General features: G+C 55.0%; 15 protein-coding genes. 8 read left to right on the top strand and 7 right to left on the bottom strand.

Translation table 11 applies throughout. The annotated features are described in order from the left end of the window. Positions 1 to 76 precede the first annotated feature (76 nt). Entirely contained in the window at positions 77 to 1,501 is a 1,425-nt protein-coding gene (gene lpdA / locus ACESQ2_RS17760; RefSeq protein ID WP_004098637.1) for a dihydrolipoyl dehydrogenase, read from the top strand. 163 nt (positions 1,502 to 1,664) lie between these two features. Further along, the gene (locus ACESQ2_RS17755; protein WP_049069182.1) at positions 1,665 to 1,949 is read left to right on the top strand and encodes a hypothetical protein; all 285 of its coding nucleotides are present in this window, start codon (positions 1,665 to 1,667) and stop codon (positions 1,947 to 1,949) included. A 50-nt stretch (positions 1,950 to 1,999) separates the two neighbouring features. On the opposite strand, the gene ACESQ2_RS17750 is transcribed toward ACESQ2_RS17755, so the two are convergent. Both ACESQ2_RS17750 and ACESQ2_RS17745 read right to left on the bottom strand, forming a co-directional pair. Next, a complete protein-coding gene (locus tag ACESQ2_RS17750; RefSeq protein ID WP_373171027.1) occupies positions 2,000 to 2,800 on the bottom strand; it encodes a DUF2950 family protein in 801 nt (266 codons plus the stop codon). A gap of 10 nt (positions 2,801 to 2,810) precedes the next feature. Then, positions 2,811 to 4,409 carry a DUF3300 domain-containing protein gene (locus ACESQ2_RS17745; RefSeq protein ID WP_046877794.1) on the bottom strand — a complete coding sequence of 533 codons (1,599 nt, stop codon included), beginning with the start codon at positions 4,407 to 4,409 and terminating at the stop codon, positions 2,811 to 2,813. A gap of 355 nt (positions 4,410 to 4,764) precedes the next feature. On the opposite strand from ACESQ2_RS17745, the gene acnB reads away from it, so the two are divergent. The 6 genes from acnB (at position 4,765) to ACESQ2_RS17715 (ending at position 12,055) form a co-directional block, all read left to right on the top strand. Further along, positions 4,765 to 7,362, top strand: a complete 2,598-nt coding sequence (acnB, locus tag ACESQ2_RS17740) for a bifunctional aconitate hydratase 2/2-methylisocitrate dehydratase (RefSeq protein WP_004098644.1) — start codon at positions 4,765 to 4,767, stop codon at positions 7,360 to 7,362. A gap of 175 nt (positions 7,363 to 7,537) precedes the next feature. Continuing rightward, positions 7,538 to 7,900: a protein YacL gene (gene yacL / locus ACESQ2_RS17735; protein ID WP_004098646.1), complete on the top strand. Its 363-nt coding sequence runs from the start codon at positions 7,538 to 7,540 to the stop codon at positions 7,898 to 7,900. A 180-nt stretch (positions 7,901 to 8,080) separates the two neighbouring features. After that, positions 8,081 to 9,034, top strand: coding sequence for a 2-keto-3-deoxygluconate permease 1 (locus ACESQ2_RS17730; protein ID WP_025106505.1), 954 nt, complete (start codon positions 8,081 to 8,083; stop codon positions 9,032 to 9,034). After that, positions 9,031 to 10,302: a four-carbon acid sugar kinase family protein gene (locus tag ACESQ2_RS17725; protein ID WP_219677613.1), complete on the top strand. Its 1,272-nt coding sequence runs from the start codon at positions 9,031 to 9,033 to the stop codon at positions 10,300 to 10,302. The genes ACESQ2_RS17730 and ACESQ2_RS17725 overlap by 4 nt, the downstream gene beginning before the upstream one ends. After that, entirely contained in the window at positions 10,292 to 11,275 is a 984-nt protein-coding gene (locus ACESQ2_RS17720) for a D-threonate 4-phosphate dehydrogenase (RefSeq protein WP_224260326.1), read from the top strand. The genes ACESQ2_RS17725 and ACESQ2_RS17720 overlap by 11 nt, the downstream gene beginning before the upstream one ends. Before the next feature lie 9 nt (positions 11,276 to 11,284). Beyond that, positions 11,285 to 12,055, top strand: coding sequence for a DeoR/GlpR family DNA-binding transcription regulator (locus tag ACESQ2_RS17715; protein WP_032748007.1), 771 nt, complete (start codon positions 11,285 to 11,287; stop codon positions 12,053 to 12,055). Between the two features lie 23 nt (positions 12,056 to 12,078). Here the strand turns inward: ACESQ2_RS17715 and speD are convergent, their stop codons facing one another. The 5 genes from speD to ACESQ2_RS17690 all read right to left on the bottom strand — a co-directional run bounded on the left by speD (position 12,079) and on the right by ACESQ2_RS17690 (position 16,787). Continuing rightward, on the bottom strand, positions 12,079 to 12,873 hold the full coding sequence (gene speD, locus ACESQ2_RS17710) for an adenosylmethionine decarboxylase (protein WP_004098656.1): 795 nt from the start codon (positions 12,871 to 12,873) through the stop codon (positions 12,079 to 12,081). Positions 12,874 to 12,887: 14 nt separating this feature from the next. After that, positions 12,888 to 13,751 (bottom strand): polyamine aminopropyltransferase, encoded by an 864-nt coding sequence (gene speE / locus ACESQ2_RS17705; protein ID WP_004098658.1) that lies wholly within the window; start codon positions 13,749 to 13,751, stop codon positions 12,888 to 12,890. A 165-nt stretch (positions 13,752 to 13,916) separates the two neighbouring features. Beyond that, a complete protein-coding gene (locus ACESQ2_RS17700) occupies positions 13,917 to 15,680 on the bottom strand; it encodes an FKBP-type peptidyl-prolyl cis-trans isomerase N-terminal domain-containing protein (protein ID WP_373171024.1) in 1,764 nt (587 codons plus the stop codon). Further along, entirely contained in the window at positions 15,677 to 16,096 is a 420-nt protein-coding gene (locus ACESQ2_RS17695) for a permease (RefSeq protein WP_046877790.1), read from the bottom strand. Before ACESQ2_RS17695 ends, ACESQ2_RS17700 begins: the two co-directional genes overlap by 4 nt. 343 nt (positions 16,097 to 16,439) lie before the next feature. Continuing rightward, positions 16,440 to 16,787, bottom strand: coding sequence for a YacC family pilotin-like protein (locus ACESQ2_RS17690; protein ID WP_014227947.1), 348 nt, complete (start codon positions 16,785 to 16,787; stop codon positions 16,440 to 16,442). Positions 16,788 to 16,821: the final 34 nt, after the last annotated feature.

Here is a 16,821-nt window from a genome sequence, read left to right as displayed (position 1 = left end):
GGATAGAACGTCCCGGTGGACATGGGCGTAAAAACAATAGCGTCAGACCCGCCGGATACAAATAACAGAGGTCATGATGAGTACTGAAATCAAAACTCAGGTCGTGGTACTTGGGGCAGGCCCCGCAGGTTATTCTGCTGCCTTCCGTTGCGCTGATTTAGGTCTGGAAACCGTCATCGTAGAACGTTACAGCACCCTCGGCGGTGTTTGCCTGAACGTCGGCTGTATCCCTTCTAAAGCACTGCTGCACGTTGCTAAAGTTATCGAAGAAGCGAAAGCGCTGGCCGAACACGGCATCGTTTTCGGTGAACCGAAAACTGACATTGACAAGATTCGCACCTGGAAAGAAAAAGTCATCACTCAGCTGACCGGCGGTCTGGCTGGCATGGCCAAAGGGCGTAAAGTGAAGGTGGTTAACGGTCTGGGTAAATTTACCGGCGCTAACACCCTGGAAGTGGAAGGCGAAAACGGTAAAACCGTCATCAACTTCGACAACGCTATCATCGCGGCGGGCTCCCGTCCGATCGAACTGCCGTTCATTCCGCATGAAGATCCGCGCGTATGGGACTCCACCGATGCGCTGGAGCTGAAAACCGTACCAAAACGCCTGCTGGTTATGGGCGGCGGTATCATCGGTCTGGAAATGGGTACCGTATACCATGCGCTGGGTTCAGAGATTGACGTGGTTGAAATGTTCGACCAGGTTATCCCGGCTGCCGATAAAGACGTGGTGAAAGTCTTCACCAAGCGCATCAGTAAGAAATTCAACCTGATGCTGGAAACCAAAGTGACCGCCGTTGAAGCGAAAGAAGACGGTATCTACGTTTCCATGGAAGGCAAAAAAGCCCCGGCTGAAGCGCAGCGCTACGACGCCGTGCTGGTAGCTATCGGCCGCGTGCCGAACGGTAAAAACCTCGATGCCGGTAAAGCAGGCGTTGAAGTTGACGAGCGTGGCTTTATCCGCGTTGATAAACAGCTGCGTACCAACGTGCCGCACATCTTCGCTATCGGCGATATCGTCGGTCAGCCGATGCTGGCGCACAAAGGCGTTCACGAAGGCCACGTTGCTGCCGAAGTTATCGCCGGCATGAAGCACTACTTCGACCCGAAAGTTATCCCGTCCATCGCCTATACCGAGCCGGAAGTTGCGTGGGTTGGTCTGACTGAGAAAGAAGCGAAAGAGAAAGGCATCAGCTATGAAACCGCCACCTTCCCGTGGGCTGCTTCTGGCCGTGCCATCGCTTCCGACTGCGCTGACGGTATGACCAAACTGATTTTCGACAAAGAATCTCACCGCGTTATCGGCGGAGCGATTGTCGGCACCAACGGCGGCGAGCTGCTGGGTGAAATCGGTCTGGCGATCGAAATGGGCTGTGACGCTGAAGACATCGCGCTGACCATCCACGCTCACCCGACTCTGCACGAGTCCGTTGGCCTGGCAGCAGAAGTCTTCGAAGGCAGCATCACCGACCTGCCGAACGCGAAAGCGAAGAAAAAGTAAGTTTTTCTTTCAGGCAAAATCCAAAAAGCGGCTCAATGAGCCGCTTTTTTTATTAGTGATGTTTAGAACTGTGTCGCCGTTAATAAAATTGCATATCTTATTAATACTTGAAAAATAGTTACTAGGTAAACTTATAGGTAGTTAACTATATGTGAGGTGTGTGATGAAAAAAGTTTTAACGACGACGCTGCTGGCAGCAACGCTGGTCTCGGGTATGGCCTGTGCGGCTGATGCTGTTATTCCCTGGGCTGATAACAGCGGCGGGACCGAAAGCACCCATATTGCGGCGATGGGCCAGGATTTGAATATGCAGCATCAGCAGATAACAAAGACCAGCGAAGGGGTATGGGCGGCGAATTCCGGCAGCATCAGCTCTGATGAAGCGGCGCTGACCAGCACTAAACCGGCTTTTGCGGGCGACCCGTCTCTGATGCCCCATCAGGGCTAAATCAGCACGCAGATATGGCCCGGCGGCGTTATCGCACGCTGGGCTTTTTTCTATTGATTGATGACCTGCCAGGCTGAATCCGGCGAAAACTGCGAAATGGCGCGCGCCTTGCTCTGCGTCTCATTCCCTAAATTAGCCTGATAAACCTCATCATTTTGGTTGACCATAAAGCTCATGATGCCGGTTTTTCCCCATTCCACAGGCCACGCCAGCAGGGCGACGCCCTGACCCTCGCCATCTTGAATGATGCGAAAACGGTAGCCGTGATAGCCTTCGCCGGGTTCGGTGGGGCTAAACGCGGGCCCTAGCGGGCTGGGCGCTTCGCCGGGAGCGGCAGGCCAGTAGAGGCCGTCTTTCTTACCATCGCTGCTGATAATCCTCTGTGCCCAGGTGTGGTTTAGCCGATAAAAATCCTGCTGGGCATCAACGTAAGCGTGCATCGCCTGAATGGCTGACAGCTCATTGCGGCCAATCGCGCGAGTCAGGATCTCATCTTCAGCAGCGGCCATATCAAAACGCCAGCCGCTCTTATCCTTAATGATGGGGATCGGTAGCCGCCATGCTTCCTGTCCCACCTCCAGCCAGGCGCTATTCTGCTGCTGAACGATACGATGGCTGACTTTCCAGTCGCGCTGAAAGCGAGCGACGGCGTCAGGGTCGATGCCCTCCGGCGGTAAAAATTGCTGCCAGCTATCGCCGAGCAGCCCGTTGAGGGCAGATTCATCATGCCTGCCGATTGCCTCAGCCAGCGCGCTTGCGGCCTGTTCCGGAGAGGAAAACTGCTGCTGAGCCAGCGCCATGGCGGGCGTCAGGGCCAGCGCCAGCAGCGTCATTTTTAATAATTTTTTCATCTGATTATCCTCAGCGGCGGCGCAGTTCACGGTGTTCGGAAAGATGTTCTCTGGCCGCGCTGCGCTGCTCGCTGCTTAAACCCGAGATATGGCGGCTCTGCAGGCCGCGCTCCTGCTGAGACTGCCAGGAGGGAGAGCGGATATCGTTACCGCTCAGGGCATTGGCGTGCAGATTATTCAGCTTCTGCTGACGTTGTTCGGGCGTTGCGGCCCGGAACTGTTCACGGCGCTGTTGCTGCTGCGCCGTCGGATGCTGAATTTGCGTTTTGACCGCTTCCCGATGCTGCTGTTGTACGGCGCTATTTTTTACCGCCGGCGTGGCGTCATAGCCGCGATAGTTATTGCGCTGGGTCACCTGATGGAGCTGCTGCGACGCGGCCTGGCGCTGGGCATCGCGGGAAGGCGCGTGATTAAGCGCGTTATCCGCAGGCCCGGTACGCTGCTGTAGCTGCGTCATGGCCGCCTGGCGCTGCGCGTTGCGATCGGCGGGCTGATGTTGGGTCGCGCTAAGGCCGCCGGGAACATTGGTCTGATGGTAATGCTGCGCAATCGTATTGTTCGGATAGGGAATATTGCCGCGGTAGGCCGGATTATGCTGCCAGCTGGCGTGGTTTCCCGGCAGGTTCTGCCCGGTAATATGGTTGAAATTATTGACGTTGATGTTGATGTTATCGCCGTTGTGCGCGTAGCCGCCGTGATGATCATCATCGTGATGGTGATCGTCATCGTCATGGTGGTGATGATCGTCATCATCCCAGTCGATGCTGCTGAACAGAGCGTAGGTTGTGGCGACGCCGAGGCTATAGCCAAACCCCTTGACGAAGCTGTCGGTAAACTGCTCCCCCGGAGGCGGCGGCAGGTAGACCGGCGGATAGGAGGTGTCAGGCCAGGCGCCGTAAACAACTGAAGGGTTATAGGCCGGCACGTACACCACATTTGGATTGGTGGATTCGATTTTAATCACCTGCGCCGGGGCGGTGGATGTCACGGCGCTGCTGCTGCTGCTGCGGGAAGCGGTGGCCGTGGACGTTGCCGGAGCCGGTGCCGCGGAGCGGGTGGCGGTGATGACTTTCTGCTGCGGCGTGGATTTTAACGTTCCGGTCTGCTGGGCGATGGCGCGTAAGCGCTGCACCGAATCCATGACGGCCTGCGGCTGGGCGAGAAAGGCGTTACCCAGGTTTTCCACCCACGGCGCATTTTCTCCCATTAACGCGAGCAGGGAAGGGAAGGCGACCAGCGATTTTACGCTGGGATCCCAGGGCTGATTTGCCACCGCTTGCACCGCCGCATCGCCCTTCATTGTGGGGTTATCCTGCGACCACTCTACCGCCTGGACAACGTTACTCGGGTAGGTCGAAGCCATCAGCACCTGCGACAGCAGATTGTCCGGATAGAGCGCGATTGGCGCGACCCACTGGTCTATCTGCGCGGGTGTATAGGTTGTGGTCACCGGCTGGGCGGCGGCGGTTGCCTGCGCCGTTTGCGCAACGGCGGGGGGCTCGGGAACCGTTTGCGGCTCTCGGCTTTTGACGTAGAGCGTACCCGCGGCGGCTAATAGCCCGGCGCTACAGAGTAGCGCGAGCAGATGGGGTTTGAAAGGCAGTGTCATGAGAACTCCCGGCACAATAATTGGCCCGTTTTGACAGAGTATTGTCGAAAAGCGGGGGATTGCCTGAGTATAGAGAGCGCGTATTTGCGTTTTTGATTTTAGTTGGGATTTCGCTCAATTATGTGTAACAGAATTAATTTTATATACCGCTAAATTGACAGAAAACCTGCATTATTCTGCCCTTAACGATTCAGCTAATTTTTAATGTTGCTTTTTTGTAAACAGATTAACACCCCGCCAAAATCCTGCTATGCTGCCGACGCGGTATCGGGCATTTACCCTACAAACTGCTGTCTCACAGGAGCGTGAAGAGAATCGCCTACCGCATTTTACAATGAGAGCGAGGAGAACCGTCGTGCTAGAAGAATACCGTAAGCACGTAGCTGAGCGTGCCGCCGAGGGGATTGTACCGAAACCCTTAGATGCAACCCAAATGGCCGCGCTGGTAGAACTGCTGAAAAACCCGCCAGCGGGTGAAGAAGAATTCTTGTTAGACCTGTTAATTAACCGCGTACCGCCGGGCGTCGACGAAGCCGCCTATGTTAAAGCCGGATTCCTTGCCGCGATCGCCAAAGGCGAAGCGACTTCTCCACTGGTTACCCGTGAAAAAGCTGTCGAACTGCTGGGCACCATGCAGGGCGGTTACAACATCCATCCCCTGATTGACGCGCTGGACGACGCAAAACTGGCGCCGATCGCCGCGAAAGCGCTGTCCCACACCCTGCTGATGTTCGACAACTTCTACGATGTAGAAGAGAAAGCCAAGGCGGGCAATGCCTACGCCAAACAGGTTATGCAATCCTGGGCCGACGCTGAGTGGTTCCTGAGCCGTCCTCAGCTGGCTGACAAAATCACCGTGACCGTTTTTAAAGTCACTGGCGAAACCAACACCGATGACCTGTCTCCAGCTCCTGACGCCTGGTCCCGCCCGGACATTCCGCTGCACGCGCTGGCAATGCTGAAAAACGCCCGCGAAGGCATCGACCCGGATCAGCCCGGCGCCGTTGGCCCGATTAAACAAATTGAAGCACTGCAGCAAAAAGGTTTCCCGCTGGCGTACGTCGGCGATGTCGTGGGTACCGGCTCATCGCGTAAATCCGCCACCAACTCGGTGCTGTGGTTTATGGGCGACGATATTCCGCACGTGCCGAACAAGCGCGGCGGCGGTCTGGTTCTCGGCGGCAAAATTGCGCCTATCTTCTTTAATACCATGGAAGATGCCGGCGCGCTGCCGATTGAAGTGGACGTAAACAACCTGAACATGGGCGACGTGATCGACGTTTATCCGTTCAAAGGTGAAGTACGTAACCACGAAACCGGCGAACTGCTGGCGACCTTCGAGCTGAAAACCGACGTGCTGATCGACGAAGTGCGCGCCGGCGGCCGTATCCCGCTAATCATCGGCCGTGGCCTGACCACCAAAGCGCGTGAAGCGCTGGGCCTGCCGCACAGCGATGTGTTCCGTCAGGCGAAAGACGTGGCGGAAAGCAGCCGCGGATACTCTCTGGCGCAGAAAATGGTGGGTCGCGCCTGCGGCGTGGCCGGGGTTCGTCCGGGCGCTTACTGCGAACCGAAGATGACTTCCGTAGGCTCTCAGGACACCACCGGCCCGATGACCCGTGATGAGCTGAAAGACCTGGCGTGCCTGGGCTTCTCTTCCGACCTCGTGATGCAGTCCTTCTGCCATACCGCCGCCTATCCGAAGCCGGTGGACGTCACCACGCACCACACGCTGCCGGACTTCATCATGAACCGCGGCGGCGTATCGCTGCGTCCGGGCGATGGCGTTATCCACTCCTGGCTGAACCGTATGCTGCTGCCTGATACCGTGGGTACCGGCGGTGATTCGCATACCCGTTTCCCGATCGGTATCTCCTTCCCGGCAGGCTCAGGCCTGGTGGCGTTTGCCGCCGCAACTGGCGTCATGCCGCTGGATATGCCGGAATCGGTACTGGTACGTTTTAAAGGCAAAATGCAGCCGGGCATCACCCTGCGCGATCTGGTACACGCCATCCCGCTGTATGCGATCAAACAGGGTCTGCTGACCGTGGAGAAGAAAGGTAAGAAAAACATCTTCTCCGGCCGCATTCTGGAAATTGAAGGTCTGCCGGATCTGAAAGTTGAGCAGGCGTTTGAGCTGACCGATGCCTCCGCCGAGCGTTCCGCTGCGGGCTGTACCATTAAGCTGAACAAAGAGCCGATCGTTGAGTATCTGACCTCCAACATCGTCCTGCTGAAGTGGATGATCGCCGAAGGTTACGGCGATCGTCGTACGCTGGAGCGTCGCGTTCAGGGCATGGAAAAATGGCTGGCGGATCCGCAGCTGCTGGAAGGCGATGCGGATGCGGAATATGCGGCGGTGATCGATATCGATCTGGCCGATATCAAAGAGCCCATCCTCTGCGCGCCGAACGATCCGGACGATGCGCGTTTGCTGTCCGACGTGCAGGGCGAGAAGATCGATGAAGTGTTTATCGGTTCCTGCATGACCAACATCGGCCACTTCCGCGCGGCCGGTAAGCTGCTGGACAACCACAAAGGCCAGCTGCCGACTCGTCTGTGGGTGGCGCCGCCAACCCGTATGGACGCCGCGCAGCTGACTGAAGAGGGCTACTACAGCGTGTTTGGTAAGAGCGGTGCGCGTATTGAAATCCCTGGCTGTTCCCTGTGCATGGGTAACCAGGCGCGCGTTGCCGACGGTGCGACGGTGGTCTCTACCTCAACCCGTAACTTCCCGAACCGTTTAGGTACCGGCGCTAACGTCTTCCTGGCCTCTGCGGAGCTGGCGGCCGTGGCCGCGCTTATCGGTAAACTGCCGACGCCGGAAGAGTATCAGACCTATGTTGCTCAGGTGGATAAAACCGCAGCGGATACCTATCGTTATCTGAACTTCGACCAGCTCGGTCAGTACACCGAGAAGGCCGACGGGGTTATTTTCCAGACCGCGGTGTAATGCGCTAACTCAGCGCTGTACATAATCCCGCCAATGCCCGGTGAACTTTGCATCACCGGGCATTTTTATTTCCCGTCCCTCCGTCTACCACGCTTTTTTTCTCTTCCACTGCTGCGATAATGACTGTATGGGTACAGTGCAGCGGTGACGCACTGCCCTTGCAGAGGAAAAGACTATGGATTACGAATTTCTGCGCGATATTACCGGAGTGGTAAAGGTGCGAATGTCGATGGATCATGAGGCGATCGGCCACTGGTTCAACGAAGAGGTTAAAGATAACCTTGCCCTGCTGGACGAAGTCGAGCAGGCCGCGCGCACCGTTAAAGGCAGTGAACGTTCCTGGCAACGCGTCGGCCATGAATACACACTATGGCTGGACGGCGAAGAAGTGATGATCCGCGCTAACCAACTGGATTTTTCCGGCGATGAGATAGAAGAGGGGATGAGCTACTATGACGAAGAAAGCCTCTCGCTATGCGGCGTGGAAGACTTTCTTCAGGTCGTCAACGCCTATCGAAAATTTGTAGGTCAATCCTGAGCAACGTTAATCATTTCCACGGCCGGACAGTTATGTCCGGCTTTTTTTAGCCTTAATGGCCTGGTTTGATTTTTATTAATCATTTTAAAACTGTGATCTGGCGCGTTTGTGAAGTTTATTTGATTGAATATAATCTTTATGATTTTATTTAATCACAGTATAACAACAGGCGGGAAGACCATGAACATCAAAAAGGCTATAGAACGTGTACCTGGCGGCATGATGGTTGTGCCACTGGTGATCGGCGCCATTATCAATACCTTTGCCCCGCAAGCGCTTGAGATCGGCGGGTTCACCACCGCGCTGTTTAAAAACGGCGCAGCGCCGCTGATTGGCGCCTTCCTGCTCTGTATGGGGGCGGGAATTAGCGTCAAGGCAGCGCCACAGGCGCTGTTGCAGGGCGGTACCATTACGCTGACCAAACTCCTGATCGCCATTGCGATTGGCCTCGGCGTGGAACAGCTCTTTGGCGCTGAAGGGATCTTCGGCTTAAGCGGCGTGGCGATCATCGCCGCGATGAGTAACTCGAATGGCGGGCTTTACGCCGCGCTGGTTGGCGAGTTTGGTAACGAGCGTGATGTGGGAGCGATCTCCATCCTGTCACTGAATGACGGGCCATTCTTTACGATGATCGCGCTGGGCGCGGCGGGGATGGCCAACATTCCCATTATGGCGCTGGTCGCCGTGCTGGTGCCGCTGGTGGTGGGAATGATCCTGGGTAACCTCGATCCCAACATGCGCGACTTCCTGACCAAAGGCGGCCCGCTGTTGATCCCATTCTTCGCTTTTGCGCTGGGCGCAGGGATCAACCTTGAAATGCTGCTACAGGGCGGTCTGGCGGGCATTCTGCTCGGCGTGCTGACGACCTTTATCGGCGGTTTCTTTAACATTCGTGCCGACCGTCTGGTGGGCGGAACCGGGATTGCCGGCGCGGCGGCGTCCAGTACCGCCGGAAACGCCGTGGCGACGCCGCTGGCGATTGCCCAGGCCGATCCCTCTCTGGCAGAGGTTGCCGCCGCGGCCGCGCCGCTGATTGCCGCATCGGTGATCACCACCGCGATTCTGACGCCGGTCCTCACCTCATGGGTGGCTAAGAAGCAAGCGCGTCAGGTTGCCGAGGAGAAAAAAGCATGAAAATGATCGTTATCGCCGACGACTTTACGGGTTCTAACGATACCGGCGTGCAGCTGGCAAAGAAGGGGGCGCGCACGGAAGTGATGCTAACGCCGGATCAAAAACCTTCGCGTCGCGCTGATGTGCTGGTGATCAACACCGAAAGCCGCGCGATGCCTGCAGCTGAAGCCGGGAAAGCGGTAGCGCAGGCGTTAGCGCCGTGGTGCGATGGTGATGCGCGTCCGCTGGTTTACAAGAAAATCGACTCTACTTTCCGCGGCAACGTGGGGGCTGAAGTGACGGCGGCAATGCGTGCTGCAAACCGGAAGCTGGCCGTAATTGCGGCGGCTATCCCCGCAGCCGGGCGCACCACCCGCGACGGATTATGCCTGGTCAACGGTACGCCACTGCTGGAAACCGAATTCGCCAGCGATCCGAAAACGCCCATTATCTCCTCACGCATTGCGACGTTGATCGCCCTGCAAAGCGATATCCCGGTTCATGAAGTGTCGCTCGAAGACGTTCGTCGGGGGCAATTGAGCGCCCTGTTGACGGCTTTTTCCGCCGAGGGGGAGTGCATGGTGGTGGTGGATGCCGTGGAAGATCGCGATCTGTTGCTGATTGCCCAGGCTATTTGTGAACAAAAAGAGATGCCGCTGTTGGTAGGCGCTGCCGGGCTGGCGAACGCGCTACCGGTCAGCACCTTCATGCAGGAAAAGCAGGAGCTACCGGTACTGGCGGTGGCCGGATCGATGAGCGAGGCCACGCGGCGGCAGGTTGAAAAAGCGCTCTGCCAGGCGCGCGCCAGCGTCGTGGATATTGACGCCTCGCGGCTGGCCTCGGCGCAGTACGAGCAGGAAATGGCCGCGGCGGTTGAACAGGCCTGTGCGCTGCTCAGTCGCCAGCAGCACACCATTTTACGTACCAGCCGGAGTGCGGACGATCGGCAGATGATCGACGGCCTGTGCGCTCAGGCTGGCCTGAGCCGCCAGCAGCTCGGTGAGATGCTTAGCGAACGCCTCGGGATGATTACGCTGCGCATTATCGAACAGGCTCGTATTGGCGGGCTGTTCCTGACCGGAGGAGATATCGCCACCGCGGTCGCCGCCGCGCTCGGGGCGGAAGGCTATCGCATTCAGAGTGAGGTGGCGCCCTGTATTCCCTGCGGGACGTTCGTTAACAGTGAAATCGACGATCTGCCGGTTATCACTAAAGCCGGCGGATTCGGTTCAGACAGCACCCTTTGTGATGCGCTTTATTTTATTGAGGAGATGTACAGTGGTAACTAAAACAATTGCGATTACGATGGGCGACCCGGCGGGCATCGGTCCGGAAATTATTGTCAAAGCGCTTTGTGAAGACGAGCTCAACGGCGCGCCGCTGGTGGTGGTCGGGTGTCTGAAAACCCTGAAACGTCTGCAGGACAAAGGGCTGGCGGAAGGCGTCACCTTTCGCGCGATCGCCGAGGTCGCGGAGGCGCGATTTGCTCCTGGCGTGATTCATGTCATCGACGAGCCGCTGGCCCAGCCGGACGCGCTGGAGCCGGGTAAAGTACAGGCCCAGGCGGGCGATCTGGCCTACCGCTGCGTGAAGCGGGCGACGGCGCTGGCGATGAAAGGCGACGTACACGCCATCGCGACCGCACCGCTGAATAAAGAAGCGCTTCATCTGGCCGGGCACAATTATCCTGGTCATACCGAGCTGCTGGCGACGCTGACTGAAAGCCGCGATTACGCCATGGTGCTCTACACCGACAAGCTGAAGGTCATTCATGTCTCGACCCATATTGCGTTGCGTAAGTTCCTCGATACGCTTAATGGCCAGCGCGTGGAGACGGTCATCGGCATCGCGGATCGCTTCCTGAAACGCGTCGGCTTCACCCACCCGCGCATTGCCGTTGCCGGGGTCAATCCCCATGCGGGCGAAAACGGTCTGTTTGGCGATGAAGAAATACGCATTGTGTCGCCGGCCATCGAAAACATGAAAGCGAAGGGAATCGATGTTTACGGGCCCTGCCCGCCGGACACCGTGTTTCTACAGGCGTACGAGGGGCAATATGACATGGTGGTGGCGATGTACCACGATCAGGGACATATTCCGCTCAAACTGCTTGGCTTCTACGATGGGGTGAATATCACCGCGGGTCTGCCGTTCATCCGCACCTCTGCCGATCACGGCACCGCGTTTGATATAGCCTGGACGGGAAAAGCAAAATCTGAGAGCATGGCCGTATCGATTAAACTGGCAATGCAACTGGCGTAATTTCCTGTCATGAAAGGACAACACCGTCTGGATAAGATTGTGGCGTATTTGAAAAATCATACGCTGGTGACCGTGGAACAGCTGGTGGATGCGGTAGAAGCATCGCCGGCAACGATACGACGCGATCTGATCAAACTGGATGAGCAGGGCGTGATCAGCCGCAGCCACGGCGGTGTTGCCCTGCGGCGCTTTGAGCCTTCTCAGCCTACCACCAATGAAAAGCAGCTACGATCGCCTGCGGAAAAGCGGGCGATTGCGCGTTTTGCCGCCTCGATGGTGCAGGCGGGCGACGCGGTGGTACTGGATGCCGGCACCACCATGCTGGAGCTGGCAAAATGCCTGACCCATCTTCCGCTCAGGGTGATCACAGTCGATCTGCATATCGCTCTGTTTTTATCCGAGTTCCGCCAGATAGAAGTGACCATCGTCGGTGGTCGCATTGATGACAGCAGTCAGTCCTGTATCGGCGAGTTTGGTCGTAAGATGTTACGTAGCGTCTATCCCGATATCGCTTTTATGAGCTGTAACAGCTGGAGCGTGGAAAAGGGCGTGACGACGCCGACGGAAGAAAAGGCGGGGCTGAAGCAGGAGATCATTGCCAACGCCCAGCGTAAGATCTTACTGGCCGACAGCAGCAAATATGGCGCCCACTCGCTGTTCAACGTCGCTCCGCTGAGCCGCTTCACTGACATTATTACCGATGGGGGGTTGCCTCTTCCCGTTCAGGCTGAGCTGAAAGCGCAGTCCGTTGCCCTTACGCTGGTACAGCCTGAACGTTAAGGATACCGCCAGCCGATACGGTGTTACACGCTCGGGATATTGCGTCCGTAGTAGATTTCGCGCATCTCTTTCCAGAGCAGGTCGGTAATCACCTTACGCTCCTCTTCGCTCAAATCTTCCGGCTTCGTGTGGAACATATAGTGCTTAAGGTCGAACTCCTTAAGTAACATCTTGGTATGGAAAATATTTTCCTGATAAACGTTCACGTCCACCATGTCATACAAAGACTTAATATCCTCGGACATGAAGTTCTGAATGGAGTTAATTTCATGATCGATGAAGTGCTTCATGCCGTTCACATCGCGGGTAAAACCGCGAACGCGATAATCAATCGTGACGATATCGGATTCTAGCTGGTGAATCAGATAGTTCAGGGCCTTCAGCGGTGAAATGACCCCGCAGGTTGAGACTTCAATATCGGCGCGGAAGGTGCACAGTCCGCCTTCAGGATGGCTTTCCGGATAGGTGTGAACGCAGATATGGCTTTTATCGAGATGCGCCACCACGGTTTCCGGTAGCGGACCCGGGTGTTCTGTCTGATCGATAAGCTGCGGATCGACAGGCTCTTCGCTGACCAGGATCGTCACGCTGGCGCCCTGCGGTTCATAATCCTGGCGGGCAATGTTAAGAATATTGGCGCCGATAATCGAACAGGTCTCTGACAAAATTTCCGTCAGGCGGTTGGCGTTGTAGAGTTCGTCAATATAGGCGATGTAGCCATCGCGCTCCTCTGCCGTTTTTGCGTAGCAGATATCGTAAATGCAAAAACTCAGGCTTTTGGTCAGATTGTTAAAGCCGTGCAGCTTCAATTTTTTCAATTTAGATCACCTCCTTACTTAACGGTGGATAGCGCATCCAGTAAATACTGCGGTAAAGCAAATGCCGCCGCGTGAATGGCCGGATTGTAATAACGGCACTTCAGGTTCGACTTGTGAAAACGGGCCTGGATGATTTCACTGGAAAGATGGCGCAGCGCTTCGTTGTCCGTGGCCCATGCGAAGGTCATGATGCCGCCGTAGTAGGTGGGAATCGCCGCCTGATAGAAGCTTACGTCGCTAAAGTAATGGCTGAGCTTGCGATGGCTATCGACGGCCTCATCCTGTTGCAGGAAGCTGACGCCGTTCTGAGCGACGAAGATCCCGCCTGGGTTGAGGCAGCGCTTGCAGCCTTCATAGAAGGCGGAAGTAAACAGGCTCTCGCCGGGACCGATAGGATCGGTGCAGTCGGAGATAATGACGTCAAACGTTTGCGCCGTCTGGTTAACAAAATTGACGCCATCGTCAATCACCAGGGTAAAGCGCGGGTCGTCGTACGCACCCGCATTATGGTTGGGGAGGTACTGGCGACAGAATGAAACCACGCCAGCGTCAATTTCTACCATGGTGATGGTTTCGACGCTGCGGTGACGGGAGACTTCGCGCAGCATGGCGCCATCGCCGCCGCCGATAATTAACACATGTTTCGCCTGGCCGTGGGCCATCAGAGGAACATGAGTCATCATTTCATGGTAGATAAACTCATCACGTTCGGTGGTTTGTACCACGCCGTCCAGCGCCATCACGCGGCCAAAGGCTGCGTTTTCGAAAATGATTAAATCCTGATGATCGGTTTTCTCATGATACAGAACGTTATCAACGCTGAAATACTGACCAAAATGGTCGTGCAGCGTTTCATGCCACAGATTGCTATCGGCCACGGGCAGATCCTCCTTTGTTAACACCTGTTACACCCATCAAAAATGAGCGCAACATCATAGCCAACTATAGAAGATGATGCACGGTGGATATTTCAGCAAATGAAGCGTGGGGCATTACCCGTTCACAAAGAGGGGAAAGCGCCTCCCCGATGGGAGGCGCCAGGATCAGGGTTTTTTAGCCTGTGGTTCTGCCGCAGTGGCGTCAATGATTCTGACGGTATATACCATGGTCGCTCCCGGCGGGATTTTAGGCGGTTTGCCTTCGCTGCCGTAGGCGAGATTGGGAGGGATCACGACCGTTATCGCTCCGTGGTTTCCCAGCCGCTTGAGTGGCCCAAGGAAGATGGGAGGATAAGATTTCAGAGGCTGGGACCAGACTTTCCCCTCCGCTTCCATATCGTTAATGACGGTTCCGTCGGTAAGCGTTTCCTTGATAGTGACGGTAACGATATCGCTGTCGAGAATCTTGCCCTTGCCGGCATAATCTATGCGACTGTAAATGCCGTCTTTCAATACCACCCCTTTTTGCTTCGCGAAGTTTTGTTGATATTTCTTTCCTTCGCTAAGGGTTTGCTGTTCGAGCTTCTTTAGGTTCTGAAAGACTTTTTTAGACACATCGAATAAGGCTTTATTGCGCGCTTTCTCATCAAGGGCGATATCCCCTGAAAAAGAATCCATAATCCCCTGTAAAACGGTATCTTTACTGGTTTTTACGCCCTGAGATGCCCGGGTAGATAAGAGCTGCAGCACCTCCTCGCCCATCGATACGCCGATAGCGTAAGCCTGCCGCAGAGGCTCTTTTGCAAAGTCGATAGCCAGCGGCTTTTTCGCCTCGGCGTCAGCAAGCCTGGCCTTTAGCCGGGTAATTTCATCGGCGCTGGCCTGCTGTAGGGCGTTGTCCTGATCGGCCTGCTGACGGCCAGCATCCGCCTGAAGGGACGGCTGCGGCGTACTGATGATAACGGCGTCCAGTTTAGCCGTGAGCGCCTGTTTTTCTACTGCCGCGGCCGCCAGTTTTGTCGTTAAATCTGTTTTTTCCGCTTCACTGGCGGCGAGCTTCGCTATCGCTGCTTTCTGCTCGGTTTGAGACGCATCCAGTTTCGTTTGCAGCGCCCGCTGTGCGGCGTCAGCCGCGGCGAGTTTTGTTAGCATTTCCTGCTGAGCTGCCTCTGCAGCAGCGAGCCTTGTTGCGAGAGCTTGCCTCTCTTTCGCCTCTGTCGTGAACTTACCGGTGAGCGCTTGTTTCTCCGCTGCGGCCGCCGCCAGCTTTGAGAGCGTATCCTGCTTTTCTGTTTCCAGCGCCGCGAGCTTCTGCTGCAGGGATTGCTTTTCGGCGGTTGCCTCAGCCAGCTGAAGCTCAACTTTTTGTTTCGCGGATTCTACTAATGCCACTCTTTTTTCCTGCTGCAGCGTTTTATTTTCTGTGGTATTACGCTGGCCCTCGATCTGTTTTATTTCAGCCGCGGCGGATAGCGCGTTATCTATTAATTGTTGTTTTTCGGCTACGGCAGTCGCTAACTTTTTCTCAAGCAGCTGAATTTTATCTTTCAGCGCTTTTTGGTTGTCTGCTTCGGCGTTCACCGTGGCCGGCTTCGCATCAAGCTGCTGCCGAAGTTGGCGGATGAGTTTATCTTTTTGAGCAATGATTGCAGCCTGACGGGAAACTTCATGGGTATTCAGGACGGTTTTTTTATTCGTTGTTTTTGTATTATTGCTTTTCTCCTCAACGGGCTTTACCGGCTCGCTGATTTTTTGCGCCTGCTGCTCTTTAGCATAATTTAAAAATGCCGGGCCTGAGGCATCGCTATTTGAGCTCGCCGTGACGCTGATAAGGGCGTCTTTTTCCGCATAGGCATCCGGCGATAGCGCCAGCACAAAAACTGCTGCCAGCGATACCGGATTGAAGTTTTTGGCTATTTTCCCGTTCATGGCTGAACATTTTCACCACGTTTAACAAGGCTATCGATCAGCTCCTTTTCAATATCAGCGCACAGCTTGATTGATTTGAACTGGTACATCGAATCGATCCCCTGTTTTGTCGGTTCTGCCACTTTACTGCGCACAGAATTATATTGTGATGCCGCGCTAAGCAGGGCAGTGAACTCATTGCCGAGTTTGTCCGCCTGTTTGGGGTTCACTTCTTTCAGCGACTCCAGCGCTTTACGGCAAGTGTCTAAACGCGCTTGCTCATCGGCGATTCTCTGCTGTTCGGTTTGCTGTTGGTTTAATGTCGACTCAGATAAGGGTTTCACTAATCCGGCGGATTGCCTGGGTTGTATTGAATTACAACCCGCTAATAAAATGAGGGCCAGAGGGGCTATGCTTGTAAATAAGGATCTGTTCAAGGTTTCATTCCATTGATAAAAAGAGGTGTTATCGGGCGATAATAGTGTGCGAAAAAGAAGAATGCAATAATAGAGTTTATGATTTTTGATGGCGTACTTTTAATATTAGTTATACCCGTCATATTTCACGCTGCTTATGCGTTGGCTACGCTCGCTTACCCCTTGCCGCCTTCAAGTAACTCTAATTATTTAGGGTATATATTAATATGTTGAATGCTTAATGAATTATCATTGAATTCTATGAATTGAGATATAAATTAAGTGCTGTTGTTAATTGAATTGCTATTATTATGCGGCGTCATAGCCGTATTCGCACGGCTACCGTATTATGAAATGAAGGGGGTTATTTCACGTAAGCGAGCAGGCTAAGCGAATCGCGGGCCAGCGCTTTGCATTTTTTAGTGGTGGGAATCTGGATTCCGCTAAGGTCCCGGTAGCTATCTTCGCCGAGCGCTTTCATATTGAAGCTGTCGTAATTGCTTAAATCCCATTGATTCTGCTGAGCAAAAAAGACCAGGGCACGGCGAATCTGCGTGTTAGGCAGATTTTGATAACCGCAGTCGTTCTTCAGGAAGACGAATACTGCCGTTAAATCAGCCATATCTTCCGCTTCGGACTCGCTTAATGCATAGCTATTGGCGGAGAGAGTCAGCAGGCTGCCAAGCACTATTGTTCTGAAAAGCGTCTTCATTTTTTCTACCATTGAATCACGGACAAACAAAGTT

Origin of the sequence: Klebsiella sp. Q11, assembly GCF_964241505.1 — a bacterium.
In the GTDB taxonomy this organism is placed as follows: Bacteria; Pseudomonadota; Gammaproteobacteria; order Enterobacterales; family Enterobacteriaceae; genus Klebsiella; species Klebsiella michiganensis.
The sequence above is the reverse complement of the archived record's forward strand: the minus strand, read 5'-3'. Positions and strand labels throughout refer to the sequence as shown.